This window comes from Brevundimonas sp. ABV4_179 (assembly GCF_056311945.1).
The window spans coordinates 695,403-719,989 of the sequence record NZ_CM149976.1 but is presented as its reverse complement, the minus strand read 5'-3'; the positions used below and the strand labels follow the sequence as shown (position 1 = coordinate 719,989).

20 protein-coding genes are annotated in these 24,587 nt (G+C 66.7%); 11 read left to right on the top strand and 9 right to left on the bottom strand.

All coding sequences use genetic code 11. The features are described from left to right. Positions 1 to 10 precede the first annotated feature (10 nt). Positions 11 to 1,987: a potassium transporter Kup gene (locus ACYX4P_RS03460; RefSeq protein WP_292044950.1), complete on the bottom strand. Its 1,977-nt coding sequence runs from the start codon at positions 1,985 to 1,987 to the stop codon at positions 11 to 13. A 167-nt stretch (positions 1,988 to 2,154) separates the two neighbouring features. Here ACYX4P_RS03460 and ACYX4P_RS03455 point away from each other — a divergent pair, with 167 nt between their 5' ends. Both ACYX4P_RS03455 and ACYX4P_RS03450 read left to right on the top strand, forming a co-directional pair. After that, the gene (locus ACYX4P_RS03455) at positions 2,155 to 2,625 is read left to right on the top strand and encodes an Rrf2 family transcriptional regulator (RefSeq protein WP_248119475.1); all 471 of its coding nucleotides are present in this window, start codon (positions 2,155 to 2,157) and stop codon (positions 2,623 to 2,625) included. Between the two features lie 7 nt (positions 2,626 to 2,632). After that, entirely contained in the window at positions 2,633 to 3,430 is a 798-nt protein-coding gene (locus ACYX4P_RS03450) for an SDR family NAD(P)-dependent oxidoreductase (protein WP_248119476.1), read from the top strand. On the opposite strand, the gene lpdA is transcribed toward ACYX4P_RS03450, so the two are convergent. From lpdA to ACYX4P_RS03430, 4 genes are all read right to left on the bottom strand, one after another. Further along, positions 3,431 to 4,828, bottom strand: a complete 1,398-nt coding sequence (gene lpdA / locus ACYX4P_RS03445) for a dihydrolipoyl dehydrogenase (protein WP_292046041.1) — start codon at positions 4,826 to 4,828, stop codon at positions 3,431 to 3,433. A gap of 467 nt (positions 4,829 to 5,295) precedes the next feature. Beyond that, a complete protein-coding gene (locus ACYX4P_RS03440) occupies positions 5,296 to 6,963 on the bottom strand; it encodes a 2-oxo acid dehydrogenase subunit E2 (protein WP_292074984.1) in 1,668 nt (555 codons plus the stop codon). A gap of 1 nt (position 6,964) precedes the next feature. After that, on the bottom strand, positions 6,965 to 8,089 hold the full coding sequence (locus ACYX4P_RS03435; protein WP_248119479.1) for an alpha-ketoacid dehydrogenase subunit beta: 1,125 nt from the start codon (positions 8,087 to 8,089) through the stop codon (positions 6,965 to 6,967). Positions 8,090 to 8,091: 2 nt separating this feature from the next. After that, the gene (locus ACYX4P_RS03430; RefSeq protein ID WP_248119480.1) at positions 8,092 to 9,339 is read right to left on the bottom strand and encodes a 3-methyl-2-oxobutanoate dehydrogenase (2-methylpropanoyl-transferring) subunit alpha; all 1,248 of its coding nucleotides are present in this window, start codon (positions 9,337 to 9,339) and stop codon (positions 8,092 to 8,094) included. 149 nt (positions 9,340 to 9,488) lie between these two features. Between ACYX4P_RS03430 and ACYX4P_RS03425 the strand changes: the two genes are divergently transcribed. From ACYX4P_RS03425 to ACYX4P_RS03400, 6 genes are all read left to right on the top strand, one after another. Beyond that, positions 9,489 to 9,977, top strand: coding sequence for an Lrp/AsnC family transcriptional regulator (locus ACYX4P_RS03425; RefSeq protein WP_248119481.1), 489 nt, complete (start codon positions 9,489 to 9,491; stop codon positions 9,975 to 9,977). A gap of 39 nt (positions 9,978 to 10,016) precedes the next feature. Further along, positions 10,017 to 10,955, top strand: a complete 939-nt coding sequence (locus ACYX4P_RS03420; protein ID WP_248119482.1) for a pirin family protein — start codon at positions 10,017 to 10,019, stop codon at positions 10,953 to 10,955. A 90-nt stretch (positions 10,956 to 11,045) separates the two neighbouring features. Next, complete coding sequence (locus ACYX4P_RS03415; protein ID WP_248119483.1) at positions 11,046 to 12,011, top strand: WD40 repeat domain-containing protein; 966 nt, start codon at positions 11,046 to 11,048, stop codon at positions 12,009 to 12,011. Continuing rightward, positions 12,011 to 12,709, top strand: coding sequence for a monofunctional biosynthetic peptidoglycan transglycosylase (mtgA, locus tag ACYX4P_RS03410; protein WP_248119484.1), 699 nt, complete (start codon positions 12,011 to 12,013; stop codon positions 12,707 to 12,709). The genes ACYX4P_RS03415 and mtgA overlap by 1 nt, the downstream gene beginning before the upstream one ends. 64 nt (positions 12,710 to 12,773) lie before the next feature. Next, positions 12,774 to 14,672, top strand: a complete 1,899-nt coding sequence (locus ACYX4P_RS03405) for a M2 family metallopeptidase (RefSeq protein ID WP_292045992.1) — start codon at positions 12,774 to 12,776, stop codon at positions 14,670 to 14,672. Between the two features lie 107 nt (positions 14,673 to 14,779). After that, the gene (locus ACYX4P_RS03400; RefSeq protein ID WP_292045994.1) at positions 14,780 to 16,723 is read left to right on the top strand and encodes a TadE/TadG family type IV pilus assembly protein; all 1,944 of its coding nucleotides are present in this window, start codon (positions 14,780 to 14,782) and stop codon (positions 16,721 to 16,723) included. Positions 16,724 to 16,727: 4 nt separating this feature from the next. Here ACYX4P_RS03400 and ACYX4P_RS03395 read toward each other — a convergent pair whose 3' ends face one another. After that, on the bottom strand, positions 16,728 to 17,639 hold the full coding sequence (locus ACYX4P_RS03395; protein ID WP_476070253.1) for an isopenicillin N synthase family dioxygenase: 912 nt from the start codon (positions 17,637 to 17,639) through the stop codon (positions 16,728 to 16,730). Between the two features lie 224 nt (positions 17,640 to 17,863). Here ACYX4P_RS03395 and ACYX4P_RS03390 point away from each other — a divergent pair, with 224 nt between their 5' ends. Continuing rightward, positions 17,864 to 18,538, top strand: coding sequence for a YiaD family glycine zipper/OmpA-like lipoprotein (locus tag ACYX4P_RS03390; RefSeq protein ID WP_248119487.1), 675 nt, complete (start codon positions 17,864 to 17,866; stop codon positions 18,536 to 18,538). Between the two features lie 418 nt (positions 18,539 to 18,956). On the opposite strand, the gene ACYX4P_RS03385 is transcribed toward ACYX4P_RS03390, so the two are convergent. The 3 genes from ACYX4P_RS03385 to ACYX4P_RS03375 all read right to left on the bottom strand — a co-directional run bounded on the left by ACYX4P_RS03385 (position 18,957) and on the right by ACYX4P_RS03375 (position 21,877). Then, on the bottom strand, positions 18,957 to 20,114 hold the full coding sequence (locus ACYX4P_RS03385; RefSeq protein WP_476070252.1) for an OmpA family protein: 1,158 nt from the start codon (positions 20,112 to 20,114) through the stop codon (positions 18,957 to 18,959). Positions 20,115 to 20,376: 262 nt separating this feature from the next. Continuing rightward, a complete protein-coding gene (locus tag ACYX4P_RS03380) occupies positions 20,377 to 20,832 on the bottom strand; it encodes a MaoC family dehydratase (RefSeq protein WP_248120531.1) in 456 nt (151 codons plus the stop codon). A gap of 64 nt (positions 20,833 to 20,896) precedes the next feature. Further along, a complete protein-coding gene (locus ACYX4P_RS03375; RefSeq protein WP_248120533.1) occupies positions 20,897 to 21,877 on the bottom strand; it encodes a threonine ammonia-lyase in 981 nt (326 codons plus the stop codon). Positions 21,878 to 21,933: 56 nt separating this feature from the next. Between ACYX4P_RS03375 and glpK the strand changes: the two genes are divergently transcribed. Together glpK and ACYX4P_RS03365 are read left to right on the top strand one after the other, a co-directional pair. Next, positions 21,934 to 23,451, top strand: a complete 1,518-nt coding sequence (glpK, locus tag ACYX4P_RS03370; protein WP_248120535.1) for a glycerol kinase GlpK — start codon at positions 21,934 to 21,936, stop codon at positions 23,449 to 23,451. Positions 23,452 to 23,498: 47 nt separating this feature from the next. Further along, positions 23,499 to 24,575, top strand: a complete 1,077-nt coding sequence (locus ACYX4P_RS03365; RefSeq protein WP_248120537.1) for a phosphotransferase family protein — start codon at positions 23,499 to 23,501, stop codon at positions 24,573 to 24,575. The last annotated feature ends 12 nt before the right edge of the window (positions 24,576 to 24,587 follow it).

The following is a 24,587-nucleotide window of genomic DNA, read 5'->3' as shown; positions in this document are numbered from 1 at the left end:
GCGCCCGGCCTCATACGGCCACCTGCGCGCCCAACTCGACCACGCGGCCGGGCGGGATGTGGAAGAAGTCGGTCGGATTGGCGGCGTTGCGCATCAGGAAGATGAACAGCCGATCCTGCCACAGCGGCATGCCCTGACGCGCCGAGGGGATCAGCGAGCGCCGACCCAGGAAGAAGCTGGTCGACATGATGTCGAATTTCAGCCCCTTCTTGCGGCACAGACCCAAGGCGCGCGGCACGTTGGGCGTCTCCATGAAGCCATAGGTCACGGTGACCTTCTTGAAGTCGTCGTTGATCGGCTCCATCCGCACGCGGTCGGCCTCCTTGACGCGCGGCCGTTCGGACGTGCGCACCGTCAGGATCACGTTCTTCTCGTGCAGCACCTTGTTGTGCTTGAGGTTGTGCATCAGGGCGACGGGGGCGACGTCGGGGTCCGAAGTCAGGAAGATGGCCATGCCGGGCGCGCGGTGCGGCGGGCGGGCCTGCAGCATCTCGATCAGGTCGGTCAGGGGCAGGCTGTCCTTGCGCGTCTTGGCGGTCAGAATCTGGGTCCCGCGCACCCAGGTCCACATGACCACGACCAGAAGGGCGCCCAGGACCAGCGGCATCCAGGCGCCGTCGGGGATCTTCAGCAGGTTGGAGGTCAGGAAGACGCTGTCGATGAAGGCGAACGGGATCAGGGTTCCCGCCACCGCCCACATCGGCCACTTCCAGCCCTTGCGAATGACGGAATAGGCCATCAGCGTATTGACCAGCATGGTGCCGGTCACCGCGACGCCATAGGCGGCCGTCAGATTATGCGAGCTCTGGAACACCACCAGCAGCACCAGAACGCCCACCATCAGGAAGGTGTTGACCGCCGGCACGAAGATCTGGCCGGCCTGGGTCTCGGACGTGTTCTTGATGTCGATGCGGGGCAGAAGGCCCAACTGCACCGCCTGTTGCGTCACCGAGAAGGCGCCGGTGATGACGGCCTGGGACGCGATGACCGTGGCGGCGGTCGCCAGGATCAGCATGGGCCAATAGGCGACCTGGGGCACCATGTTCCAGAACGGATTCTGGGCGGCGGCGGGATTGTCCAGGATCAAGGCGCCCTGACCCAGATAGTTCAGCGTCAGGCACGGCAGGACGAAGGCCAGCCAGCCCATGCGAATCGGCGCCTTTCCGAAATGGCCCATGTCCGCATAGAGGGCCTCGGCCCCCGTCACCGCCAGAAAGACGCTGCCCAGGATGACGAAGCCCAGGAAGCCGTCGTGCAGCAGCAGGCTGACGCCGTAATAGGGCGACAGGGCGCGCAGGATGGTGATGTCGTCGAAGATGTGGACCAGACCCAGGGCCCCAAGGCTGAGGAACCAGACCGCCGTGATCGGCCCGAAATATTTGGCCAGCCGGGCCGTGCCGCGCGACTGGACCAGGAACAGGGCGATCAGGATGCCGGCCGAGATCGGCACGATGAAGGGATCCAGCTTGCCCGACAGGCCCGGCGCGTCCTGCAGCCCCTCGACCGCCGACAGCACAGAAATGGCCGGCGTGATGATGCCGTCGCCATAGAACAGCGCCGCGCCGCAGACGCCCAGAATGAAGATCCACGCGCTGCGCCGACCGACCGCGAACTGGGCCAGGGCCATCAGCGACAGGGTGCCGCCCTCGCCCTTGTTGTCGGCGCGCATCAGGAAGAAGACGTATTTGAACGTCACCACCACCATCAGCGCCCAGAAGGCCAGTGACACCACGCCGACGATGGCCAGGTCGCCGCCGACGCCGCGCTGGGCGTGGCCGATGGCTTCGCGAAGCGCGTAAAGCGGGCTGGTGCCGATGTCGCCGAACACCACGCCGATCGCGCCCAGCGTCAGCGCCCACAGGCCCCCGTGCTTGGCGGCCTGACCGCCCGGAACATGAGATTCCGGGCCCGTGGCGTGGGTGGACGTTTCCGGCGTGTGCGACGCGGGCGAGGGAGCGCTCGCGTCGTGGGGAGTATCCCCGGCCATTGGTATCCTCCGGGGCGCCGACGCCCTGTCGGTCCCTTCAAAGCGGCGAGCCTTTAGGCTCATTCCGCGCGGTCTTCAATCGCGCCCGGCAGGATTCGGTTTCGCCGTTCCGCGACCGATTTGTGATTCGAGGCGCGAGCGCCTATTTTCACCCCAGGAACAAAACCATGTCAGACAGCCAGCGCTTCCCCGTCGCCGCCCACGCCTTGGCCTATATGGCCCACAAGGGCGCCTATGGGCCTGCGCAGGCCGCCCCCAGCGGCGTGCTGGCCTCGTCCATTCCGACCAATCCCGTCGTGGTGCGCCGCGTGACCGCCCTGTTGGCCAAGGCCGGGCTGATCGCCACCCGGCCGGGCGCCACTGGCGGTTCCTGGCTGCTGCGCCAGCCCGAGGACATCCGCCTGGACGAGGTGCTGAAGGCGGTGAACGGCTGCGCCCACATCGGCTCGCCGCCCGCCGGGGCCAAGGGCTGCCCGATCAGCGAACACATCCCGCGCCAGGTGGCCAAGGCCCTGACCGCCGCCGACGAGGCCGCGACCGAGGCCCTGTCCAAGATCACCATCGCCGATCTGCTGGCCGAGAATCCTGCGTCGCTGGCGGCGTTTGCGCCCCACACGTCCTGCCCCGTCGCGGCCTGACCGTGCTGTGAGCGGCGCCGTTCTGATCACCGGCGCCTCGGCCGGCATCGGCGCGGCCCTGGCGCGGGTCTATGCGGCCGAAGGCTGGAACCTGATCCTGACCGCGCGTCGCGAGGCGCCGCTGCTGGCCCTGGCGGATGAACTGACCACCGCCCACGGCGTCGCCGCGACCGTGATCCCCGAAGACCTGTCCGATCCCGCAGCCCCAGAACGCCTCGTCGGGGCCATCGCCGCACTCGGCCTCACCGTCGACGGCCTGGTCAACAATGCGGGCTTCAGCCGCGTCACCGGCTTTATGGACACGGACCTAGGCGCCCACCGCGCCATGATCCAGGTCATGCTGGGCGCGCCGGTCGAACTGTCGCGCCTGCTGCTGCCCGCCATGATCCAACGCGGCTTCGGTCGGGTGCTGAACGTGGCCTCCCTGGCTGGCCAGATGCCGGCGACCGGCGGCGACACCCTGTATGGTCCGATCAAGAGCTTCCTGATCAAGGCGTCTCAGGGGCTTCATCTGGAAACGCGGGGGACCGGCGTCCACATCACGGTGCTGAACCCCGGTTACACCCTGACCGAGTTCCACGACGTCAACGGATCGCGCGAACAGGTCTCGACCGCCTATCCGCCCTGGATGTGGATGGACGCCGCCCGCGTCGCCCGCATCGGATATGACGCCTGCGAGGCCAACCGTCCCAGCGTCACTCCCGGCGTCATGAACAACGTCATGGCCGGACTGGCCCGCTTCCTGCCCGATGGCCTGGCGCTCCGCATGGTGGCGAACCACGCGAAGCGGCTGGACCGAATCTGATCAGATGTGGATGGCGTGCCCGAGGGCGCGCAGGCTGGCCTCGTGGAAGGCCTCGCCCAGCGTCGGGTGGACGTGAATCGTCCCGGCCACATCCTCCAGCACCGCGCCCATCTCCAGCATCTGGGCGAAGCTGTTGGACAGTTCCGACACGTGCTGACCCACCGCCTGGATGCCCAGAATGCGATGATCGCGCTTGTTGGCGATGACCCGGACGAACCCGCCGTCCTCGCCCGCCTCGATGGCCAGAGCGCGGCCGATGGCGGCGAACGGGAAGACGGACTGGATCACATCGTCGCGGCCCGCGACCTCGTTCGGCCCCAGACCGGCCGAGACGATTTCCGGCTCGGTGAAACAGACGGCGGCGATGGTGACGGGATCGAAGATGCGGTCGTGACCGGCGATGATTTCGGCGACCACCTCCCCCTGGGCCGAGCCCTTGTGCGCCAGCATGGGTTCGCCGGTCAGGTCGCCGACCGCCCAGACGTTCTTCATGCTGGTGGCGCAGCGCTGGTCGATCTTCACGAACGGACCGCTCATGGCCACGCCCATGTTCTCCAGCCCCCAACCCCGGGTGCGGGGCTTGCGGCCCACGGTGACCAGCACCTTGTCGGCGTCCATTTGCAGCGGTTCGCCGTCCTTGGTCGTGACGTTCAGCCTGCCATTGCTGAAGCCGCCTGCGCGGGCGCCGAGGTGGAGTTCGACGCCGTGGCTAGTCAGCCATTTGGAGACGGGATCGGTCAGGGCCTTGTCGTAGAGGGGAAGGATGCGGTCGGCCATTTCGACGATGGCCACCTGGGCGCCCAGCTTCCTAAAGGCGATGCCCAGCTCAAGCCCGATATAGCCGCCGCCGACCACGACCAGCTTCTTGGGAACCTCGGGCAGGCTCAGCGCCTCGGTCGAGGAGATGACGTCGCCGCCGAAGGGAAGGAAGGGCAGTTCGACCGGCTCTGAACCGGTGGCCAGGATGACGTGTTCGGCGGTGATCTTCACATCGCCGTCGTCGGTTTTAACCACGCAGGTCTTGGCGTCCTCGAAGTTCGCCCAGCCCTTGATGACCTTGACCTTGGCCTTCTTCAGCAGAGCCGCGACGCCGGCGTTCAGCTTACGGACGATCCCGTCCTTCCACTCGACCGTCTGTTTAAGGTCGATGGCGGGCGCCGCCGCCGTAATGCCCAGCGTCCCGCCGTCCGCCGCCTTGGCCACCGTCTCGAACTTGCCCGCCGCATGGATGATGGCCTTGGACGGAATACAGCCGACGTTCAGGCAGGTGCCACCCAATCCATCGCCTCCGTCGACCAGGACAGTGTCCAGACCCAACTGGCCGCAACGGATGCCCGCGACATAGCCGCCGGTGCCCGCGCCGATGATCAGGACTTTGGTTTTCAGGGTCTGGGTCATGATATCCGGTCAGTGTCGATCAGCGCGAGATCGCGCCAAACTGTAAATTTGACGCCCGCGAATGCTGTCCCTCCGCGCAACCTCAACAATTTCGATTCGCCACCAAGAATGCCGTCTAGCCACAACGATAACGGGCTGCTCAGGCAAAATTCGCGACGCGCCATCCAGCGAGTATGTCGGTTCTCGTCCGCAACTTGTCTCGTAGCGTGGAGACGTTCTTGCATAAAATGGCGCCAGACCACCTCGAACTGTGAGCTCTCCACGGATCGCGTAACGGTCTCTCGTAAGGCCGCCAGAACTCCACAATCTTCCGAAGTAGATCAGGTTTGCATCATCGATCATCGCATTGTCGCGCTCTTGCTGCAGTTGCGCCATGTCGCCGCTGGGCATCGCCACAATGGTGCAAGCGTAGGCTGGGCCCGCGACGAACACCGCTAAGAACGCCAGAGCGACGATACGCACCGGACTCACCCCATCCACAAGGTCGCCGGGTTTTCCAGCAGCCCCTTGATCCGCTGGACGAAGACCGCCGCATCATGCCCATCGACGATCCGGTGATCGAACGACGACGACAGATTCATCATCTTGCGAACGACCATCTGACCATCCTTGACCACGACCCGTTCGGCGATCTTGTTGGGGCCGACGATGGCGACTTCGGGGTGGTTGATGATCGGGGTGTGGACCACCCCGCCCAACGTGCCCAGAGAGGTGATGGTGATGGTCGAACCCGACAGCTCCTCGCGCTTGGCCGTGCCGTCCTTGGCCGCGCCCGACACACGCGCGATCTCCAGCGCCGTATCGTAGGGGTCGCGCGCCTCGGCGTGACGGACCACCGGCACCATCAGGCCGTTCGGCGTCTGGGCGGCGATGCCCAGATGGACCGGGGCGTGCTGGGTCAGGACCCCGGCCTCGTCGTCATAGGTGGCGTTGATCTGGGGCTGGTCGCGCAGGGCGACCACGATGGCGCGGGCGATGAACGGCAGGACATTCAGCTTGGGCTGGTCCTTCTTCTTCGTCGCGTTCAGGTGGACGCGCAGCTCCTCCACCGCCGTCATGTCGATTTCCTCGACATAGGTGATGTGGGGAATGCGACGCACGCTCTCGGCCATCTTCTCCGCGATCTTGCGGCGCAGGCCGATGATGCGGACCTCGGTGGACCCTTCGGCCCGGGCGTAGGTCGAGCCGTTGGCGGCCGGGGTTGAGGCCGGGACCGATCCGCCCCCGGCGATGAAGCCGTCCAGATCCTCGTGGGTGATCCGTCCCGCCGGGCCGGAGCCGGGGACGAAGGTCAGGTCCACGCCCAGATCGCGCGCGCGGTTGCGCACGGCGGGCGAGGCGGACGGGCGTTCGCCGGGCGCGCGGCCGGTCAGGGCCGGGACAGGCTTGGCGGACGACGCTGTTGCCGCGCCCGCGACCTTGGCGACCGGTGCGGGAGCGGACGCGTCCGTCTTGGGTGCGGCGGGGGAGGTCGTGACGCTGGCGGGAGCAGAGGCGACATTGCCCCGGCCCTCGACGTTGAACGACACCAGCGGGCCGCCGACGGGCACCTGCTGACCCGCTTCGCCATGCAGGGCGGCGACGGTTCCGGCGACGGGCGAGGTGATCTCCACCGTCGCCTTGTCGGTCATGATGTCGGCGATGATCTGGTCTTCTTCGACCGCGTCGCCGACCTTGACGTGCCAGCCGACCAGCTCCGCCTCGGCCGTGCCTTCACCCACGTCCGGCAGTTTGAAGACGTAGTTGCCGCCAGCCGCCGAGACGGGCGGCGGAGCGACAGGCGCTGTCTTGGTTGCGGGCTGGGATGCAGGCTGGGGCGCAGGCTGGGGCGCAGCTTCGGCTGCGGGTTTCGGCGCAGGGGCTGCGGCGGGGACGTCGTCGGCATTGCCCGCCCCCTCGACCTCGAACTCGACCAGAGGGCCGCGCACGGGGATCATCTGGCCCGGCTCGCCGTGCAGGGCGATGACCTTGCCCGAGACCGGAGCGGTGATCTCGACGGTGGCCTTGTCGGTCATGACGTCGGCGACGATCTGGTCCTCGGCGACCGTATCGCCGACCTTGACGTGCCAGCCGACCAGTTCGGCCTCGGCGGTGCCTTCGCCCACGTCGGGCAGTTTGAAGACGAAACGACCCATCTCAGCGGCCTCCCGACATGACGGCTTTCAGGGCGTCGGCCACGCGCTGCGGGCCGGGGAAATATTCCCATTCGAAGGCGTGGGGATAGGGCGTGTCCCAGCCGGTGACGCGCGTGATCGGCGCCTCCAGGTGATAGAAGCAGCGCTCCTGCACCAGGGCCGACAGTTCGCCGCCGAAGCCCGAGGTCTTGGGCGCCTCGTGCACGATGACGCAGCGGCCAGTCTTCTTCACCGAGGCTTCGATGGTCTCGATGTCCAGCGGAACCAGGGTGCGCAGGTCGATGACCTCGGCGTCCACGCCCGCGTGTTCGGCGCCGGCCAGGGCGACCCAGACCATGGTGCCATAGGCCAGAATGGTGACGTCGGCGCCTTCGCGCATGATGCGGGCCTTGCCGATGGGCTCGACATGTTTTCCGGTCGGGACCTGGGCCAGGTCTTGCGTCTTCCAAGGCGAGACCGGCTTCTCGTGCCAGCCGTCGAACGGGCCGTTGTAGAGGCGCTTCGGCTCGAAGAAGACGACCGGATCGTCGTCCTCAATAGCCGCCGTCAGCAGGCCCTTGGCGTCGTAGGGGTTGGACGGAATGACGACCTTCAGCCCCGCGATATGGGTGAACAGGCTTTCCGGCGACTGGCTGTGGGTCTGGCCGCCGAAGATGCCGCCGCCATAGGGGCTGCGGATCGTGATCGGCGAGGTGAACTGACCGCCCGAGCGGTAGCGCATCTTGGCCGCCTCGGAGACGATCTGGTCATAGGCCGGATAGATGTAGTCGGCGAACTGGATCTCCACGACCGGACGCAACCCATAGGCGCCCATGCCGATGGCGGCGGCGACGATGCCGCATTCCGAGATCGGGGCGTCGAAGCTGCGGGTCAGGCCGTGCTTCTGCTGCAGCTTGTCGGTGACGCGGAAGACGCCGCCGAAATAGCCCGCGTCCTCGCCGAACGACAGGACATGGGCGTCCTCGGCCATCTTGACGTCGATGGCCGAATTCAGGGCCTGGATCATGTTCATCGGCTGGACGCCGGACCCTGTCGCCTGCGAGGCCGGGGATGCGTTCTGATCGACCATGTCGGGTTCGACGCCGTCGTTGCGGTCGGCCTCGGTGAAGGTGGTTTGCTCAGCCATGGTCAGACCCCCACCTCGCGGCGCTGTTCGATCAGCCGCCAGTCTTCGGTCGCATAGACCTCTTCGAACATCGTCTTCACGCTGGGACGCGACTGGCCCAGGGTGCCGATAGCCTCGGAGTCCTTGCCGGCGGCTCGGACCTGTTCGACGGCGTCTTTCAGGGCTTCGGCGTGTTGCGCGTCGTCCCACTCGCCGATGACGGTCAGGTGCTGGCGCAGACGCTCAAGCGGATCGCCCAACGGCCATTTCTCATGCTCGTCGCCGGGGCGATAGCGGCTGGGATCGTCAGAGGTCGAGTGTGGGGCGCCGCGATAGGTGAACAGCTCGATCACCGTCGCCCCCTGGTTGGTGCGGGCGCGCTCCTCGGCCCACTGGGTCGCGGCCCAGACGGCCAGGAAGTCGTTGCCGTCCACCCGCAGGGCCGGAAGACCATAGCCGATGGCCTTGGAGGCGAAGGTGGTCTCAAGACCGCCAGCGATGCCCATGAAGGACGAAATGGCCCACTGGTTATTGACCACGTTCAGGATGACCGGCGCGCGATAGACGGCGGCGAAGGTCAGAGCGTTGTGGAAGTCGCCTTCCGCCGTGGCGCCGTCGCCGATCCAGCTGATGGCGATCTTGTCGTCGCCCTTGTAGGCGCTGGCCATGGCCCAGCCGACCGCCTGCGGCACCTGGGTGCCCAGATTGCCCGAGATGGTGAAGAAGCCGTAGTCCTTGGCTGAATACATGATCGGCAGCTGGCGGCCTTTGATCGGGTCCGCCGCGTTCGAATAGATCTGGTTCATCATCTCGACCAGCGGATAGCCGCGCGCGATCAGAAGCCCCTGCTGGCGATAGGTGGGAAAGCCCATGTCCTCGCGGCTGAGCAGCATCCCCTGGGCCACCGCGATCGCCTCTTCGCCCGTGCACTTCATATAGAAGCTGGTCTTGCCCTGACGGTGGGCGCGGTGCATCCGGTCGTCGAAGGCGCGGGTCAGGATCATGGCCTTCAGGCCGCGACGCAGCGTCTCGGGGTCCAGGCGCGGGTTCCAGGCGCCGACGGCATTGCCCTCGTCGTCCAGCACCCGAATCAGGCGGAAGGCGAGATCGCGCATCTGATAGGGCGTCGAACCGACGTCGGGTCGATCCACCGCGCCGGCGGGGTCGATCTGCAGATGGCCGAAGTCGGGCGCATCGCCGGGACGGCCGGACGGTTCCGGCACGCGCAGCGACAGGGGCTGGCTGTTCTTTTGGTTCATTTTGTCGTTCATGCGGGCGTCCATGTCCGTTCGGGGGTCCGTCCGTGTTTCCTCTGGACGTTTGATAACACGGCCCCTAAGCAGGCGCTCGCTCAAATTGACCTTGCTAAATCCCGATTTCGGGTATTTTATTTCGCCATAATCATAATCGGAGAAACGCCTTGGCGGATGAACTCGATCCCATCGACGCCCGTATCCTGGATATCCTGCAACAAGACGCCGGGCTGTCGGTCGCCGAGGTCGCGGATCGCGTCGGATTGTCGGCCTCGCCCTGTTGGCGGCGGATCAAGCGGCTGGAGGATTCCGGCCTGATCACCAAGCGGGTCACCCTGCTGAACGCCAAGCTGCTGGGCCTTGACTTCGAGGTGTACGCCATCGTCAAGCTGATGCTGCCCTCGGCGGACAATCTGAACGTCTTCGAGGCGGCCGTGGCCAAATGGCCGGAGGTGGTGCAGTGCGCCACCATCACCGGGCGCGAGGACTATGTGCTGCGCATCATCACCTCGGACATGCACGCCTTCGACCTGTTCCTGCGCGAGAAGCTGCTGGCGCTCGGCATCGTGTCGGACTGCGAAAGCCACATCGTGACGCGCGGCGTGAAGAATGTGACCGCCCTGCCTCTTGGCATCATCACGCCTCACGTCGGATAACGTCGCTCAGGCGGCGCGGGTCGTCGTGGGAGCCGAGACATGATCGAACTGGTGATCGACGCGCGCCGCAAGGACCTGGGCGGGTTCGAGGTCGGGCGCGTCCTGCCCTTCCATTCGCGCCGGATGGTGGGGCCTTTCATCTTCCTGGACCAGATGGGACCGGCCGAGTTCGCAGCCGGCGCGACCGCCATCGACGTGCGGCCTCATCCTCATATCGGCCTGTCGACCCTGACCTATCTGTTCGAGGGTCAGATCATGCACCACGACAACCTCGGCTACGATCAGGCGATCCGGCCGGGCGAGGTGAACTGGATGACCGCCGGCAAGGGCATCGTCCATTCCGAACGCACCGATCCCCTGACCAAGAGCCGAGGCGGCCCGATGCACGGCATGCAGGCCTGGGTCGCCCTGCCCGCCGAGGCCGAGGAGATCGATCCGTCCTTCGTTCACCTGGGTGAGGACGCCCAGCCGACCTATGAGAACGGCGGCCTGTTCGCGCGGCTGGTGGCGGGCGAAGCCTATGGCGCCAAGGCCGAGGCGCCGGTCTCCTCGCCGCTGTTCTATATCCACTGGGAGCTTCAGCCCGGCGTGCGCACCGCGCCGCCCCCCGCAAAGGGCGCCGGCGGCATGAGCGAACGCGCCCTCTACGTCGCCAAGGGCGCGATCGAGGTCGGGGACCGCACCTTCCACGAGGGTCAAATGGTGGTGCTGGCGTCCAGCGCCGAGCCGACGGTCAAGGCCCTGACCCAGGCCACCGTCATGGTGCTGGGCGGCGAGCCGGTGGGCGAGCGGCTGATCTGGTGGAACTTCGTCGCCTCCAGCCAGGCCCGCATCGACCAGGCCAAGGCCGACTGGCAGGCCGGGCGGATGAAACTGCCCGACGCCGACGACCTGGAGTTCATTCCTCTGCCCGACGAGCCCGCCAAGGCGCAATCCGCCCCGGCGCCGGTGGAACCCAAGCCGACCGATCCGGTCTGAGGACCTACGTCCGTTGCGCGGGCAGGAAGAATGTCGGCGGACGCTTCGCCTCATTTGCCCCCGCCTTCGCAACCCGCTAACGCCTGCGCCATGAACTTCGATTTCGACGCCCAGGTCACCGCCGCCCTGTTCGACAACACCGGCGCCGTCTTCGCCCTCGGCGACGGTTCGGTCCGGTTCGAGGATCGGACACGGGTCGAGGCGCACGACGGCGCCGTTCTGTGCGCCTGCGTCCACCCGTCCGGCGACGGGATCGTCACCGGCGGCGATGACGGCAAGGTCGTCTGGACCCGCCGTGACGAGGACGCCATCGTCCTGGCCACGGCCAGGAACCAGTGGATCGACGCCATCGACGCCTCGCCCGCCTCGGGCCTGATCGCCTTTTCCTTCGGCCGCACCCTGTCGGTGATCGACCCCAACGAGGTGGGTTTCCGTCGCGACTTCCAGCACGAGCGCACCGTTTCCGGCGTCGCCTTCGAACCGAAGGGCCGCCGCATCGCCACCTCGACCTATGGCGGGGCGGCGCTGTGGTATGCGCGGATCGAAAAGCAGCAACCCGTGAAACTGGCCTGGGCCGGGTCGCACACCGGCGTCGCCTTTTCCCCCGACGGCGCCTTCGTCGTCACGACGATGCAGGACAACCAGTTGCACGGCTGGCGCATCAAGGACGCCAAGAACCTGCGGATGGGCGGCTATCCGGGCAAGGTGCGCTCGATGGCCTTCCTGGGCGATGGTCAACTGATGGCGACCTCGGGCGCGCAAGGGGCCGTGCTGTGGCCCTTCGTCGGGTCGAACGGGCCGATGGGGCGCGAGGCGACAGAGATCGGCTATGACGACACGACCCTGGTCAATCTGGTCTCTGCCCGCGCCGATCAGGGGTTGCTGGCCGCCGGACTGATGGACGGTCGGGTCTGGGTCGCCCATCCGGCGGCGCAAGGCCTGAACTTCGTCAAGGCCGAGAAGGGATCGGCCATCGTGGCCCTGTCGCTGAGCCCCGCCGTCGACAAGGTCGCCTGGGCCGACGAGGACGGCCAAGCGGGCGTGATCATCCTCTGATGGCCAAGGGGCGCAAGCGCGGGCGTCGGGTGCTGCTGATCGTGCTGGCGATCCTGGTGCTGTTCCCGATCGTCAGCGTGCTGGCGACGGCGGTCGTTCCGCCGCCGCCTACCATCCTGATGCTGCGCCAGGCCGTGCGGGGCGAGGGGCTGGATTATCAGTGGCAGGCGCTGAAGCGCATCTCGCCCAATCTGGTCAACGCCGCCATCGCCGCCGAGGACGCCCGTTTCTGCAGCCACCATGGCTTCGACATGGACGCGATCCAGAAGGCGCTGGACCATAACGCCGAGGGCGGTCGCATCCGGGGCGGATCGACCATCAGCCAGCAGACCGCCAAGAACGTCTTCCTGTGGCCCGGCCGGGACTGGGTCCGAAAAGGTCTGGAGGCAGGCTACACCGTGCTGATCGAGACGGTCTGGTCCAAGCGCCGGATCATGGAGGTCTATCTGAACGTGGTGGAATGGGCGCCCGGCGTCTATGGCGCCCAGGCCGCGTCGCGCCACTGGTTCGGCAAGGATGCGGCGGACCTCAGCCCGCGCGAGGCGGCGCGTTTGGCCGCCATCCTGCCCGCCCCCCGCCGCTACGAGGCGGCCGATCCCGGCCCCTATGTCCGCCGGCGGGCCGCGCGCGTCCAGGCGGCGATGGGGGCGGTGCGGAACCAGGGCCTGAACCTCTGCGTGGTGGGCCGAGGCGGCTGAACCGTCCCGCTTGACGGGCGCCGTCGCCTCCCCTCTCCTGCACGCGCTGTTCAGGAGATCTATGATGAAGCGTCAGATGATGACCGCCGTCGCGGTCTGCGCCCTCGCCTTCGCCGCCGGCTGCGCCAGCACACCCAAAACCAAAGCGCGCGCCGCGGGGCCCGAACAGACCGCCTCCACCACCACGCCGGCGCCGGCCGCCACGGGGATCAAGGCCGACTATCCCATCACCGCCGAGGGCGCGACCGCCTTCGTCGCCGACGCCGAAACCCAATGGGCCGCGACCAGCGAATATGTCGCCCGCATCCAATGGGCGCGCGCCACCAACATCACCTTCGACACCATGTGGCTGGAGTCCAAGGCCAACGCCGAGGCGACCGAGCTTCAGGTGCGGATGGCCAATCAGGCCGCCAGGTTCAACGCCGTCCAGGTCGATCCGGTCGTGCGGCGCAAGCTGGACCTGCTGCGGCTGGGGCTGGTGCTGCCGGCGCCGAACCGGCCGGGCGCGGCCGATGAGCTGGCGCAGCTGACCACGCGGCTGGACTCCACCTATTCGACCGGCAAGTTCGACTTCAAGGGCCGCAAGATCACCCTGGACGAGGCCTCGCTGATCCTGGCCGACAGCCGCGACCCGGAGGAGACCAAGGCCCTTTACGAAGGCTGGCGCACCATTTCGCCGGTCATGCGCGACGACTACGCCCGGATGGTCGAGATCGCCAACGAAGGCTCGCGCGAACTGGGCTTCGCCGACACCGGCGCCCTGTGGCGCTCGGGCTATGACATGCCCGCCGATGATTTCGCCGCCGAGACCGATCGGCTGTGGGCGCAGGTCAAGCCGTTCTACGAGAACCTGCACTGTTATGTGCGCGCCCGGCTGAACGCCAGATACGGCGATGCGGTCCAACCCGATCACGGCCCGATCCGCGCCGACCTGTTGGGAAATATGTGGTCCCAGCAGTGGGGCAACATCTATGATGTAGTCGCCCCGGCGTCGGGCGGCGCCTCCAGTTACGACCTGACCCAACTGCTGAAGGCGGCCGATTACGACGCGACCAAGATGGTCAGGACGGGTGAGGGCTTCTACGTGTCGCTGGGCCTCGATCCGCTGCCCCAGACGTTCTGGGAACGCAGCCAGATCACGCGGCCGCTTGACCGCGAGGTCGTCTGCCACGCCTCGGCCTGGGACCTGGACAACGCCGACGACATCCGCATCAAGATGTGCACCAACGTCAACGGCGACGACTTCTACACCGTTCACCACGAACTGGGTCACAACTACTACCAGCGGGCCTACAAGAACCAGCCGATGCTGTTCAGGAACGGCGCCAACGACGGCTTCCACGAGGCCATCGGCGACTTCGTCGGCCTGTCGGCCCTGACCCCCACCTATCTGAACCAGATCGGCCTTTTGAAGACCACGCCGGGCGCCGAGGAGGACATTCCCTTCCTGCTGAAGATGGCGCTGGACAAGATCGCCTTCCTGCCGTTCGGCCTGATGGTCGATCGCTGGCGCTGGGACGTGTTTTCGGGCCAGACGGCGCCGGCCGCCTACAACGCCGCCTGGACCGCCGACATGCTGCAATATCAGGGCCTTATCCCGCCCGGCCCGCGCCCGGCCAACGCCTTCGATCCGGGCGCCAAATATCATGTGCCCGGCAATACGCCCTATACCCGCTACTTCCTGGCGGCCATCTACCAGTTCCAGTTCCAGCGCGCCGCCTGCAAGCAGGCCGGATGGACCGGGCCGCTGCACCGCTGTTCGGTCTATGGGAACAAGGAGGTGGGCGCGCGTTTCAACGCCATGCTGCAGATGGGACAGTCGCGTCCTTGGCAGGAGGCGATGAAGGCCTTCACCGGCGACGACGGCAACGACGCCTCGGCCATCGCCGACTATTTCGCCCCGCTGAACGTCTGGCTTGAGCAGCAGAACCGCGGCCACCAATGCGGGTGGAGCGCCGCCTGAGTACAGACCAGGTTAACCCTTCCCCATGAGCCTTCCCTTAACCGCCCGGCGCCAGACTGCCGGCTAATCGGGCGGTCATGCGGCCGTAGGCGCCCACGGGGATGATCTTGGCGAACGCTTCCACACTGATCCGTCGAGCGCTGCGCGGCCTTTACTTCCTGGCGTCGCGCCTGGCCTCGGATCGCGGCGGCAATGTCGTGATGATCTTCGCCCTGGTCATGCCGGCCCTGCTCATGATCACCCTGGGCGGGATCGACCTGAACCGCATCACCACGGTCAAGGCGCGGGTGCAGGACGCCCTGGACGCGGCGACCCTGGCGGCCGCGCGGTCGTCCTACACGGACTCCGAAAACCTTCAGAAAGTGGCCCTGGTCGCCCTTAGGGCCAATCTGCGCGGTTCCTCTGTCGAACCTTTCGCCGACAGCGACATCAAGATCGTGCTGACCGAGAACCAGGTGGTCGTGGCGGACATGCGGGTGCAGGTGAAGACCCTGGTGGCCAATATCGTCCTGCCGCCCTACGGCAAGCTGATGGACGACACCCTGCCGGTCAGCGTCCACTCGGAGGTCAACCGCTCGTCCAAGGACATCGAGGTGTCCTTGGTGCTGGACATCACCGGCTCGATGGGCGGCAGCCGCATCCGCGATCTGAAGAACGCCGCCAACCAGCTGATCAAACTTGTGGTGCAACCGGCCGAAAAGCAGACGCCCTACTATTCGCGCATGGCCATCGTGCCCTACTCGATCGGCGTCAATCTGGGCTCCTGGGCTGACGGCGCGCGCGGCGCGGAGATCAGCGACACCGCCATCACGGGCGCCGCCTGGGCCGCCGCGCCAAGTCAATCGATCAGCAACATCACCCGCGCCTCACCCGGCGTCGTCACCGCGAATGGGCATAACCTAGCGTCCAATGACTATGTCTGGATCAGCGGCGTCAATGGCATGACCCAGATCAACGACCGAATCTACCGGGTCGTCCGCGTCGACGCCAACCGCGTGTCGCTGCAATACCAGTCCAACGGCGCCTGGTACACGCTGAACACCACCAGCGGGAACGGTTTCAGCAGCTACAGCTACGGCGGACAGATCCGCAAATGCACGCGGTCCGACTGTTTCGTGACCGTCACCTCGCGCAACCACGGTCTGTCGGAGGGCGAGGGCGTGGCGATCTCCGATGTCCGCGGCATGACGGCGCTGAACACCACGAACGGCGGCCTCTATGAAGTGTATGAGCGACCGACCAACGACACCTTCGTCCTGCCCGTGGGCGGCGCGGCCTATGCCGACTATGCGAGCGACGGCGCGGTGCAATGCGGCCGCGACGGCTGCGCCAGCCGCGTGTTCCGCGACGCGCAGTACAATCGCCTGACCCGGTTCGACAACACCGCCTGCGTCAGTGAACGAACAGGTTCGGCGGCCTACTCCGACGCAGCGCCGGGCGCCGGAACCTATGTCGGACGCAACTATCCGGCGATGAAGAGGTCGTCGCCTCAATCGCAGGGCAACCCATGCCCGACAGCCACGATCCAGCCGCTGACGTCCAACATCAACACCCTGACCAACCTGGTGAACGGTCTGTCGGTCACGGGATCGACTGCGGGCCAGATCGGCCTGGCCTGGGGCTGGTATGCGGTTTCCGATCAGTTCAATCGGCTGTGGCCATCCAACACGGCCGCCGCCTATGCGCCGACCAAGGTGCTGAAGGCCGTGATCCTGATGACCGACGGCGAGTTCAACACCCCCTATTGCGGCGGCGTGGTCGCACGGGACGCCGGATCAGGTTCCGGCAACTATTACGACAAGATCGCCTGCGACGCGACCAACGGCGATCCGTTCGACCAGGCGGCCAGACTGTGCGACAGCATCAAGGCCAAGGGCGTGATCGTCTACACCGTCGGCTTCTCCATCACACAGGGCAGCGACGCGGCGCGGATCCTGAGCACCTGCGCCACAGACAAGGACAAGGCGTTCCTGCCGCAGTCGGGGGCGGACCTGTCCAGCAACTTCCAGGCCATCGGCCGCGACATCACCCGGCTCAGGATCTCGCGATGATCCGTCAGAGCAGGCGGATTTCCCGCAGCCGTTCGGTCAGATAGTCCTCTGCCAGGATGGTCTTGCCGGCATAACGATCGGGGTTGTCCGGCGTGATGGCGCTGGGCAGCGTCTTGATCGGAAAGTCCGGGTTGAAGTGCAGGAAGAAGGGCGTCGAGTAGCGCGCGAAACCGCGGCGTTCCGGCGCCGGATTGACTACGCGGTGCGTCGTCGACGGCAGGACGTGGTTGGTCAACCGCTGCAGCATGTCGCCGATGTTGACGACCAGGGCGCCGGGCGGCGGGGCGATGTCCAGCCAGCTTCCGTCCTTGTCCTTCAGCTGAAGCCCGGCTTCTTCGGCTCCCAACAGCAGGGTGATGACATTGATGTCCTCATGGGCGCCGGCCCGCACGCCGGGCGCATCGGCGGGCACCGGCGGGTAATGCAGCATCCGCAGGACGCTGTTGCCCATTTCCACCTTGTCGGCGAAAAAGTCGTCGCCCAGCTTCAGATAGCGGGCGATGGCGCGCAGGATCTTGGCGCCCAGCGCATCCAGATCCTCGAACATGCCGTACAGATGCTCGCGGAAACCCTCGACCTCGGTCGGCCAGACATTGTCTCGCATGTAGCGACGGTAGGGATGTCCCTCGGGCAGTTCGCGGCCGACGTGCCAGAATTCCTTGAGGTCGACCGTCTTGGCGTCCTTGGCCGCCTCGACCCCGAACGGCATCAGGCCGCGCGCCCCGCCCGTGCCGGGCTGATGATACTGGCGCTTGATCTCTTCCGGCAGGGCGAAGAAGGCCTTGGCGTCGTCGATGGCGGCGGCGATGCGCCCCTCGTCCAGGCCGTGGTCGGCGATCACGGCGAAACCGTAGCGCGTGAAGGAGGCGCCCAGGGCGTCGCTGAACGCCTGGAAATCGGCGTCATGCTGTTTCATCGAGACCGGCGTGATGGCGCGGTCCTGCGGGCGGGTGTCTTGGGTCGCGCTCACGGGCGTCGTCCTTCGGTCTATGAGGTGTGCGGCCTCCCTTACGCCTAATCCCGGCGATTGTCAGTTCGCGGAACGGCGGAGCGACGACCGTTCATCCGGCATACAGGTTGGAACCTTCACAGTAAGCATACGTTTCCGCGCCAGATCGCAAACACGAAGAGGACCCGTCCATGCGCGCCAAATTCATCGTCGCCAGCGTCTCCATCGCCGCCCTGCTGGGCGCCGCCGCCTGCACCACGACCGACCCCTATCAATCCGGCCCCGTGCGCAACAACACCGGCACCGGCGCCATCGCCGGCGCGTTGGGCGGCGCGCTGCTCGGCTACCTGACCAACACTTCGAACGGCGAACAGGGCCGCAAGAACGCCCTCATCGGCGCCGGCGTCGGCGCTCTGGGCGGTGCGGCCGTCGGCCAGTATATGGATCGCCAGCAACGCGCCATGGAATCTCAGCTGTCGGGCTCCGGCGTCGGCGTCGCGCGTCAGGGCGACACCCTGGTCCTGCGCATGCCGTCAGACGTGACCTTCGCCACCAATCAGTCGTCCATCGACCCGCGCTTTCTGCCAGTGCTGCAGGACGTGGCCCGCGTGCTGCAACAGTATGACCAGTCGACCGTCGATGTGATCGGCAACACCGATTCCTCGGGTGGCGACGCGATCAACCAGCCCCTCTCGGAGCGTCGCGCCAGCAGCGTCGCCTCGGAACTGGTGCGCAACGGCGTTCTGGCCCAACGCCTCTATGTCGCCGGCAACAGTTCGCGCAACCCGGTGGCGTCCAACGCCACACCGGAAGGCAAGGCGATGAACCGCCGGGTGGAGATCCTGATCCGCCCGTTCACCGGCTGATCACCACGCGCCTTCACAACACGAGCAGGGCGACGTCGCACGACGTCGCCCTTTTTTGCATCCATATCCTCAGCTCGCGCTTGCACGATGTCGAACATCACGGTTAGGCCAGTCGCCATGTCCACAGGAGCGACGCCGTGACGCCGGACGACTGGGATTTCGGGCAAAGCCTGAAGCTGGCCGCCATCGCGGTGGTCTGCGCCCTTTTGACAGCGACCGTCGTGATCGCCATCGGCGAAGCTGTCCTCACCCGATAGTTGGCCAGCGCGACGACCATGCTGCTGTCCGTAAACGTCAGAGACTGACCCTTTTACGCAAACAGAAACGCCGCCTCCTTTCGGAGACGGCGTCAAAGTCATTCGACATCTGATCCACTGGAACGCCGGTCTGGATATCCAGACCGGCTTTCCGTTGGGTCTTAGAAGTTGATGTCGATGGTCGCGCGGCGGTTGAGCGGTTCACGCACGCCGTCGGCGGTGGGCTTGGCCAGGTTGGTTTCGCCCTTGCCGTCCAGGGCGATCACGCCGCCGTTGACGCCTTGAGCCACCAGGGCGTCCGCGACGGTGCGCGAACGACGGTTGGACAGACCCAGGTTATAGGCGGCCGAACCCGAGGTGTCGGTGTAGCCGACGACCAGGACGCGCGTCGGACGACCCGACTTGGCGTAGTTGGCGGCCTGCGTCACCACCGAACGGGCTTCCGCCGTCAGGTCCGAACGATCCCAGTCGAAGTAGACGACGAACTGGCGAGGCGTCGGGGTCTGAGCGACCGGCGGCGGGGGCGGCGGGGGCGGAGGCGGCGGGGGAGGCGGCGGGGGCGGGGGCGGCGGCGGCGGCGGCGCGTCTTCCGCGCCGAAGCTGTAGCGCAGACCCAGGGTCACGGTGTGCGACTGATCGTAGTCGCCGTCCCAGGTGCCGAACTGCGTGGCGCCCACGCCCGTGCCGGCCGTGGTCGAATCCCACGAGGCGTCGCCCGTCAGGTAACGGTAGGTCAGGTCGATGTTGGCGCGGTCACCGATCGCCCAGGCCAGACCGGCGATCGCCTGAGCGGCGAACTTGGTCGAGGTGTCGTCGATGGCGAAGGCGGCCGAACGGTTGGCGCGCAGAGCGCCGATGGTGTCGACGTTGACGCGGTTCACACCGGCGCCCAGACCCACGAACGGACGGATGCCCCAGGCTTCGTAGCCGAAGTCATAGATGACGTTGGCCATCAGGGTGGCGGACTCGATGTCGCCTTCCGGCGAGAAGCAGCCGCCCGTCGCCGGGGTCAGGTTGCACAGACCTTGCGTGCCGGAAACGGCGCGGATCTTGCCGATGTCGCCCGAGCGGTAACCGCCTTCGAGCTCGACACGCCAGTTGGGGTTGAAGCGATAGCCCAGGCGCGCAAAGGCGGCCCAGCCGTTGTTCACTTCATACTTCCAGCTTGCGCCGGTGGTGGACGACTCGGCCGTGATGTCGTCCATGGTGTGATAACCGGCGTCGATGGCGCCGTACCAACCATTGGGTTCCGCCGATGCGGCGCCAGCCGACAGGGCCAGGGCGGCCGCTGCGCTGGAAGCCAGCACGAAAGTCTTCATACGCATAAGGGGGTATCCCTCCGCCTCTGTTTATAAGGGGGCGGGTCTACCGCCTAGGCGGGTCTTACCAGCCTTGCCTTGGAATGTCGAGGCGGAAACGTGACCGATATCGGTGCTTCTGCGGCCACCGTGACGTTGATGCTACAGACGAATTTGGAACTTGGTCGAAGTTTCGCTGACTTATGATCCCCCCAACGTCACAATCTTCACCCCCCGGCACGTCCAACTTGAGCGAGCATTGGCGACATCTGGCGGCGGCCTTTTAGGCCCGGACCATCTGCATGCCCAGCCATTCGGCGATCAGGGCCGGCTTGTCCTCGCCCTCGATCTCGACCGTCAGCTCGTGCTTGAGCAGCCAGCGGCCGCCGCCCTTGTCTTCGGCGGACAGGAGCTTGAACCGACCGCGAATGCGCGATCCGGCGCGCACGGGAGCCAAGAACCGAAGCTTGTCGAAGCCGTAGTTGACGCCCATCATCACCCCGTCCAGAGGCGCCACAGCGTCGTAGCTCATGGCCGAGGCCAGGCTCAGCGTGAGGAACCCATGGGCGATGGTTCCGCCGAACGGCGTCGCTCTGGCGGCTTCGGGATCGACATGGATGAACTGGTGATCCTCGGTGCAATCGGCGAAGGCGTCGATCCGGGCCTGATCGACCTCAAACCATTTCGACAGCCCTACCTCTCGACCGATCAGCGCTTGAAGTTCACTGGCCTGCGTCATCGTGTCCTCGCTCCCTTTTCGATTTTGCGGGAGGGTGACCCAGTGGCGAGACGAATAAAACCCCTCAGCTGGCGAAACGGCCTTCGATGATCTGGGCGTAAAGGCCAGGATCGACGTTCCCGCCGGACAGGACGATGACGGTCGTGAGCCCTTTTGTCTCGACCTTGCCGGCCAGAAGCGCCGCCAGGGACACCGCGCCGCCCGGCTCGATCACCAGTTTCAGGTGACGGAAGGCGAAGCGCATCGCCTCGGCGACCTCGGCGTCCGACACGGTGACGGCGCCGGCGAGGCGCCGGTTGATCGGCCAGGTCAGTTCGCCCGGCATCGGCGCCATCAGGGCGTCACAGATCGACGGCGCCCCTTGCGGGCGCCCGACTCGTTCGCCCGCAGCCAGTGACCGGGCGGTGTCGTCGAACGCTTCCGGCTCCACCACCAGGACCGAGGTCGCGGGGCTGCGTTCGGCCATCACCAGGTTGATCCCGGCCATCAGCCCCCCACCCGAGGCCCCGCACAGCAACTGATCCAGCGGTTCATCCGCCTGGTCCAGAATCTCCAGGGCGACCGTACCCTGGCCTTCGATGATGAAGGGGTCGTCGAAGGGCGGTACAAGAACGGCCCCGCGCTCGATGGCGATGGCGGCGCCGATGGCTTCGCGGCTTTCGGTCCAGCGATCGTACATCCGCACCTCGCCTCCGAAGGCGATCACCCCATCGACCTTAACCTGGGGCGAGTCAGACGGCATCACTATGAGAGCCGGTGCGCCAACCAAGGCGGCGGCGGCGGCGACCCCTTGCGCATGATTGCCGGAGGAGAAGGCCACAACCCCGCGCCCCTTCTCGTCTGGCGTCAGGCGGCTGATGCGATTGTAGGCGCCGCGAAACTTGAAGGCCCCGGACTGTTGCAGCGTCTCGGCCTTCATCAGAACCCGGCCGCCCACGCAGGCGTTCAGGGCTGGGTTCTCGATCAGGGGCGTGCGGACGGCGAAGCCGTGGATCTGTCGGGCGGCGTCCAGAACGCCTTCATAGCTGGGCCGGTGCGTGGTCATATGCTCCCATAGACCGCAACGTCGGCGTCGCCCAAGCCGCCGCAGGGAGAAAATCCATGAGCCTGATCCTCGCCATCGACCAGGGCACGACCTCGACGCGGGCGATCGCTTTCGAGAGCGGGGCGAAGACGGCGTCGGGCGAGGCGGGCGACCTGCGTCCCGCCGCCGTCAGCCAGATCGAACTGGCCCAGCATTTTCCGCGTTCCGGCTGGGTGGAGCATGACGCCGGCGAAATCTGGACGGCGACGCTCCAGACCTGCCGCGAGGTCGTTCGCAAGGCCGGCGGCGTGGCCCGCTTCGCCGCCATCGGCATCACCAATCAGCGCGAGACGGCTGTGATCTGGGATGCGACGACGGGCGAGCCGCTGCACCGCGCCATCGTCTGGCAGGACCGCAGGACAGCCGACGTGACCGCGCGACTGACGGCCGAAGGTCATGAGCCGAAGGTGCAGGCGGCGACCGGACTGATCCTGGATCCCTATTTCTCGGCGACCAAGTTCGCATGGCTGCTGGACGCCGTTCCGGGCGGGCGCGAGCGGGCGGCGCGGGGCGAGGTCAAGCTGGGGACCATCGACGCCTGGCTGATCTGGAAACTGACCGGCGGTCGGGTGCATGCGACCGACGCCACCAATGCGTCACGCACCGCTTTGATGGACCTTGAGACGGTCGCTTGGCGCGAGGATCTTTGCGCCCTGTTCGACGTCCCGCGCATGGCCCTGCCGGCCATCGTTCCCTGCGCGGGCGTTATCGGCGAAAGCGACGCGGCCCTGTTCGGCCGCCCTCTGCCCATCGCCGGATCGGCGGGCGACCAACAGGCGGCCCTGGTCGGTCACGGCGCGCTGAAACCCGGCGACGCCAAGATCACCTATGGCACCGGCGCCTTCCTGGTCGCCAATGTCGGAGACCGGCCCGTCGCCTCGACGCGGCGTCTGCTGGGCACGCTGGGATATCAGGCCCCCGGACGTACGGCCTATGCGCTGGAAGGCTCCATCTTCTCGGCCGGGTCGGCGATACAGTGGCTGAGGGACGGGGTCGGCATGATCTCGCAGTCGCGCCAGTCGGAAGCGATGGCTCAGGACCTGACCGACAATGGCGGGGTCTATCTGGTCCCCGGCTTCACCGGCCTGGGCGCGCCGTGGTGGGAGCCCGAAGCGCGTGGGACCATCATCGGCCTGACGCGAGATTCCGGCCCCGCCCATTTCGTTCGTGCGGCGCTGGAGGCCCTGGCCTATCAGACGCGGGACCTGCTGGACGCTCTGGCCGAGGATGGCGCCCCGCCGCTGAAGACGCTGAATGTGGACGGCGGCGTAACCGCCAACAGTTTCGCCATGCAGTTCGTCGCCGACATCTGTCAGGTCGAGGTGGAACGCCCGGCCTTCCAGGAGATGACTGCGCTTGGCGCCGCGCGGCTGGCCGCCCTGGGCGTCGGCGTGGTTTCCGATCTGGAGGCGCGCCCGGCCGAGGCGCCTGCGCGCTGGTCTCCACGCATGGATAAGGCCGAGCGCGAACGGCTGCTTTCCGGCTGGCGTCGCGCGGTCAAGGCCGCCATCATCGCCGCGCCGAACCGGGCCTGAGACCCGGACGGCGACAGGAAACGCGAACAGGACTGACCGGGCCGCCCATGACCGACGCCTCTTCTATCGACGCCCAGGCCGCCTTTTCCGGCACGCGCGAGGTCGATCCCCGCTACCGGCTGGACGACGCCGCGCTGGACGCCTGGATGGCGGACCACGTCACCGGCTACGCCGGCCCGCTGACTGTGCGCCAGTTCAAGGGCGGACAGTCCAACCCGACCTATGAGCTGATCACCCCGACCGCCGCCTATGTCTTGCGACGCAAGCCGCCCGGCGTCCTGTTGCCCAGCGCCCATGCGGTGGACCGCGAATATCAGGTCATCTCCGCCCTGGCCGCCCAGGGCTTTCCCGTGGCCAAGCCCCACGCCCTATGCCTGGACGAGGGCGTAATCGGCTCGATCTTCTATGTGATGGACAAGGTTGAGGGCCGTATCTTCTGGGACCTGAAACTGCCCGGCCTGACGCCACCCGAACGGCGCGCCGTCTATGAGGCCCAGACAGACACCCTCGCTCGGCTTCACGGCTTCGATCCCGTCGCCATCGGCCTGGCGGACTATGGCAAGGCCGGAAACTATTTCGCGCGTCAGGTCGGGCGCTGGACCAAACAATACCGGGCCTCGGAGATCGAATCCGTCGCGGCCATGGACCGCCTGATCGCCTTCCTGCCCGACAGCCTGCCGCAGGAAGGCCCAAGCCGGATCGTCCACGGCGACTTGCGATTGGACAATATGATCCTGGCGCCCGATCGCGCGGAAGTGCGCGCCGTGCTGGACTGGGAGCTGTCGACCCTCGGCGATCCCATGGCCGACTTCTCCTATCTGCTGATCGCCTGGGCCATTCCGGCGAACCTGCGCAACGGTCTGGCGGGGGCGGACCTGGAGGCGCTGGGCATTCCTTCGGTCGAAGAGACGGTCGAACGCTATGCCGCCGCGACCGGGATGAGGCCGGCCAATCTGGACTGGCTCTACGCTTACAACCTGTTCCGCCTGGCGGCCATCTGTCAGGGCATCGCAGGCCGGGTTCGCGACGGCACCGCCGCCAGCGCCCACGCCAGGACCATGGCCGCCCAGGTCGGCCCGCTCAGCGAAGCCGCCTGGGGCTTTGCGAAGAAAGCAGGCGCCTGATAGGGACGCCGA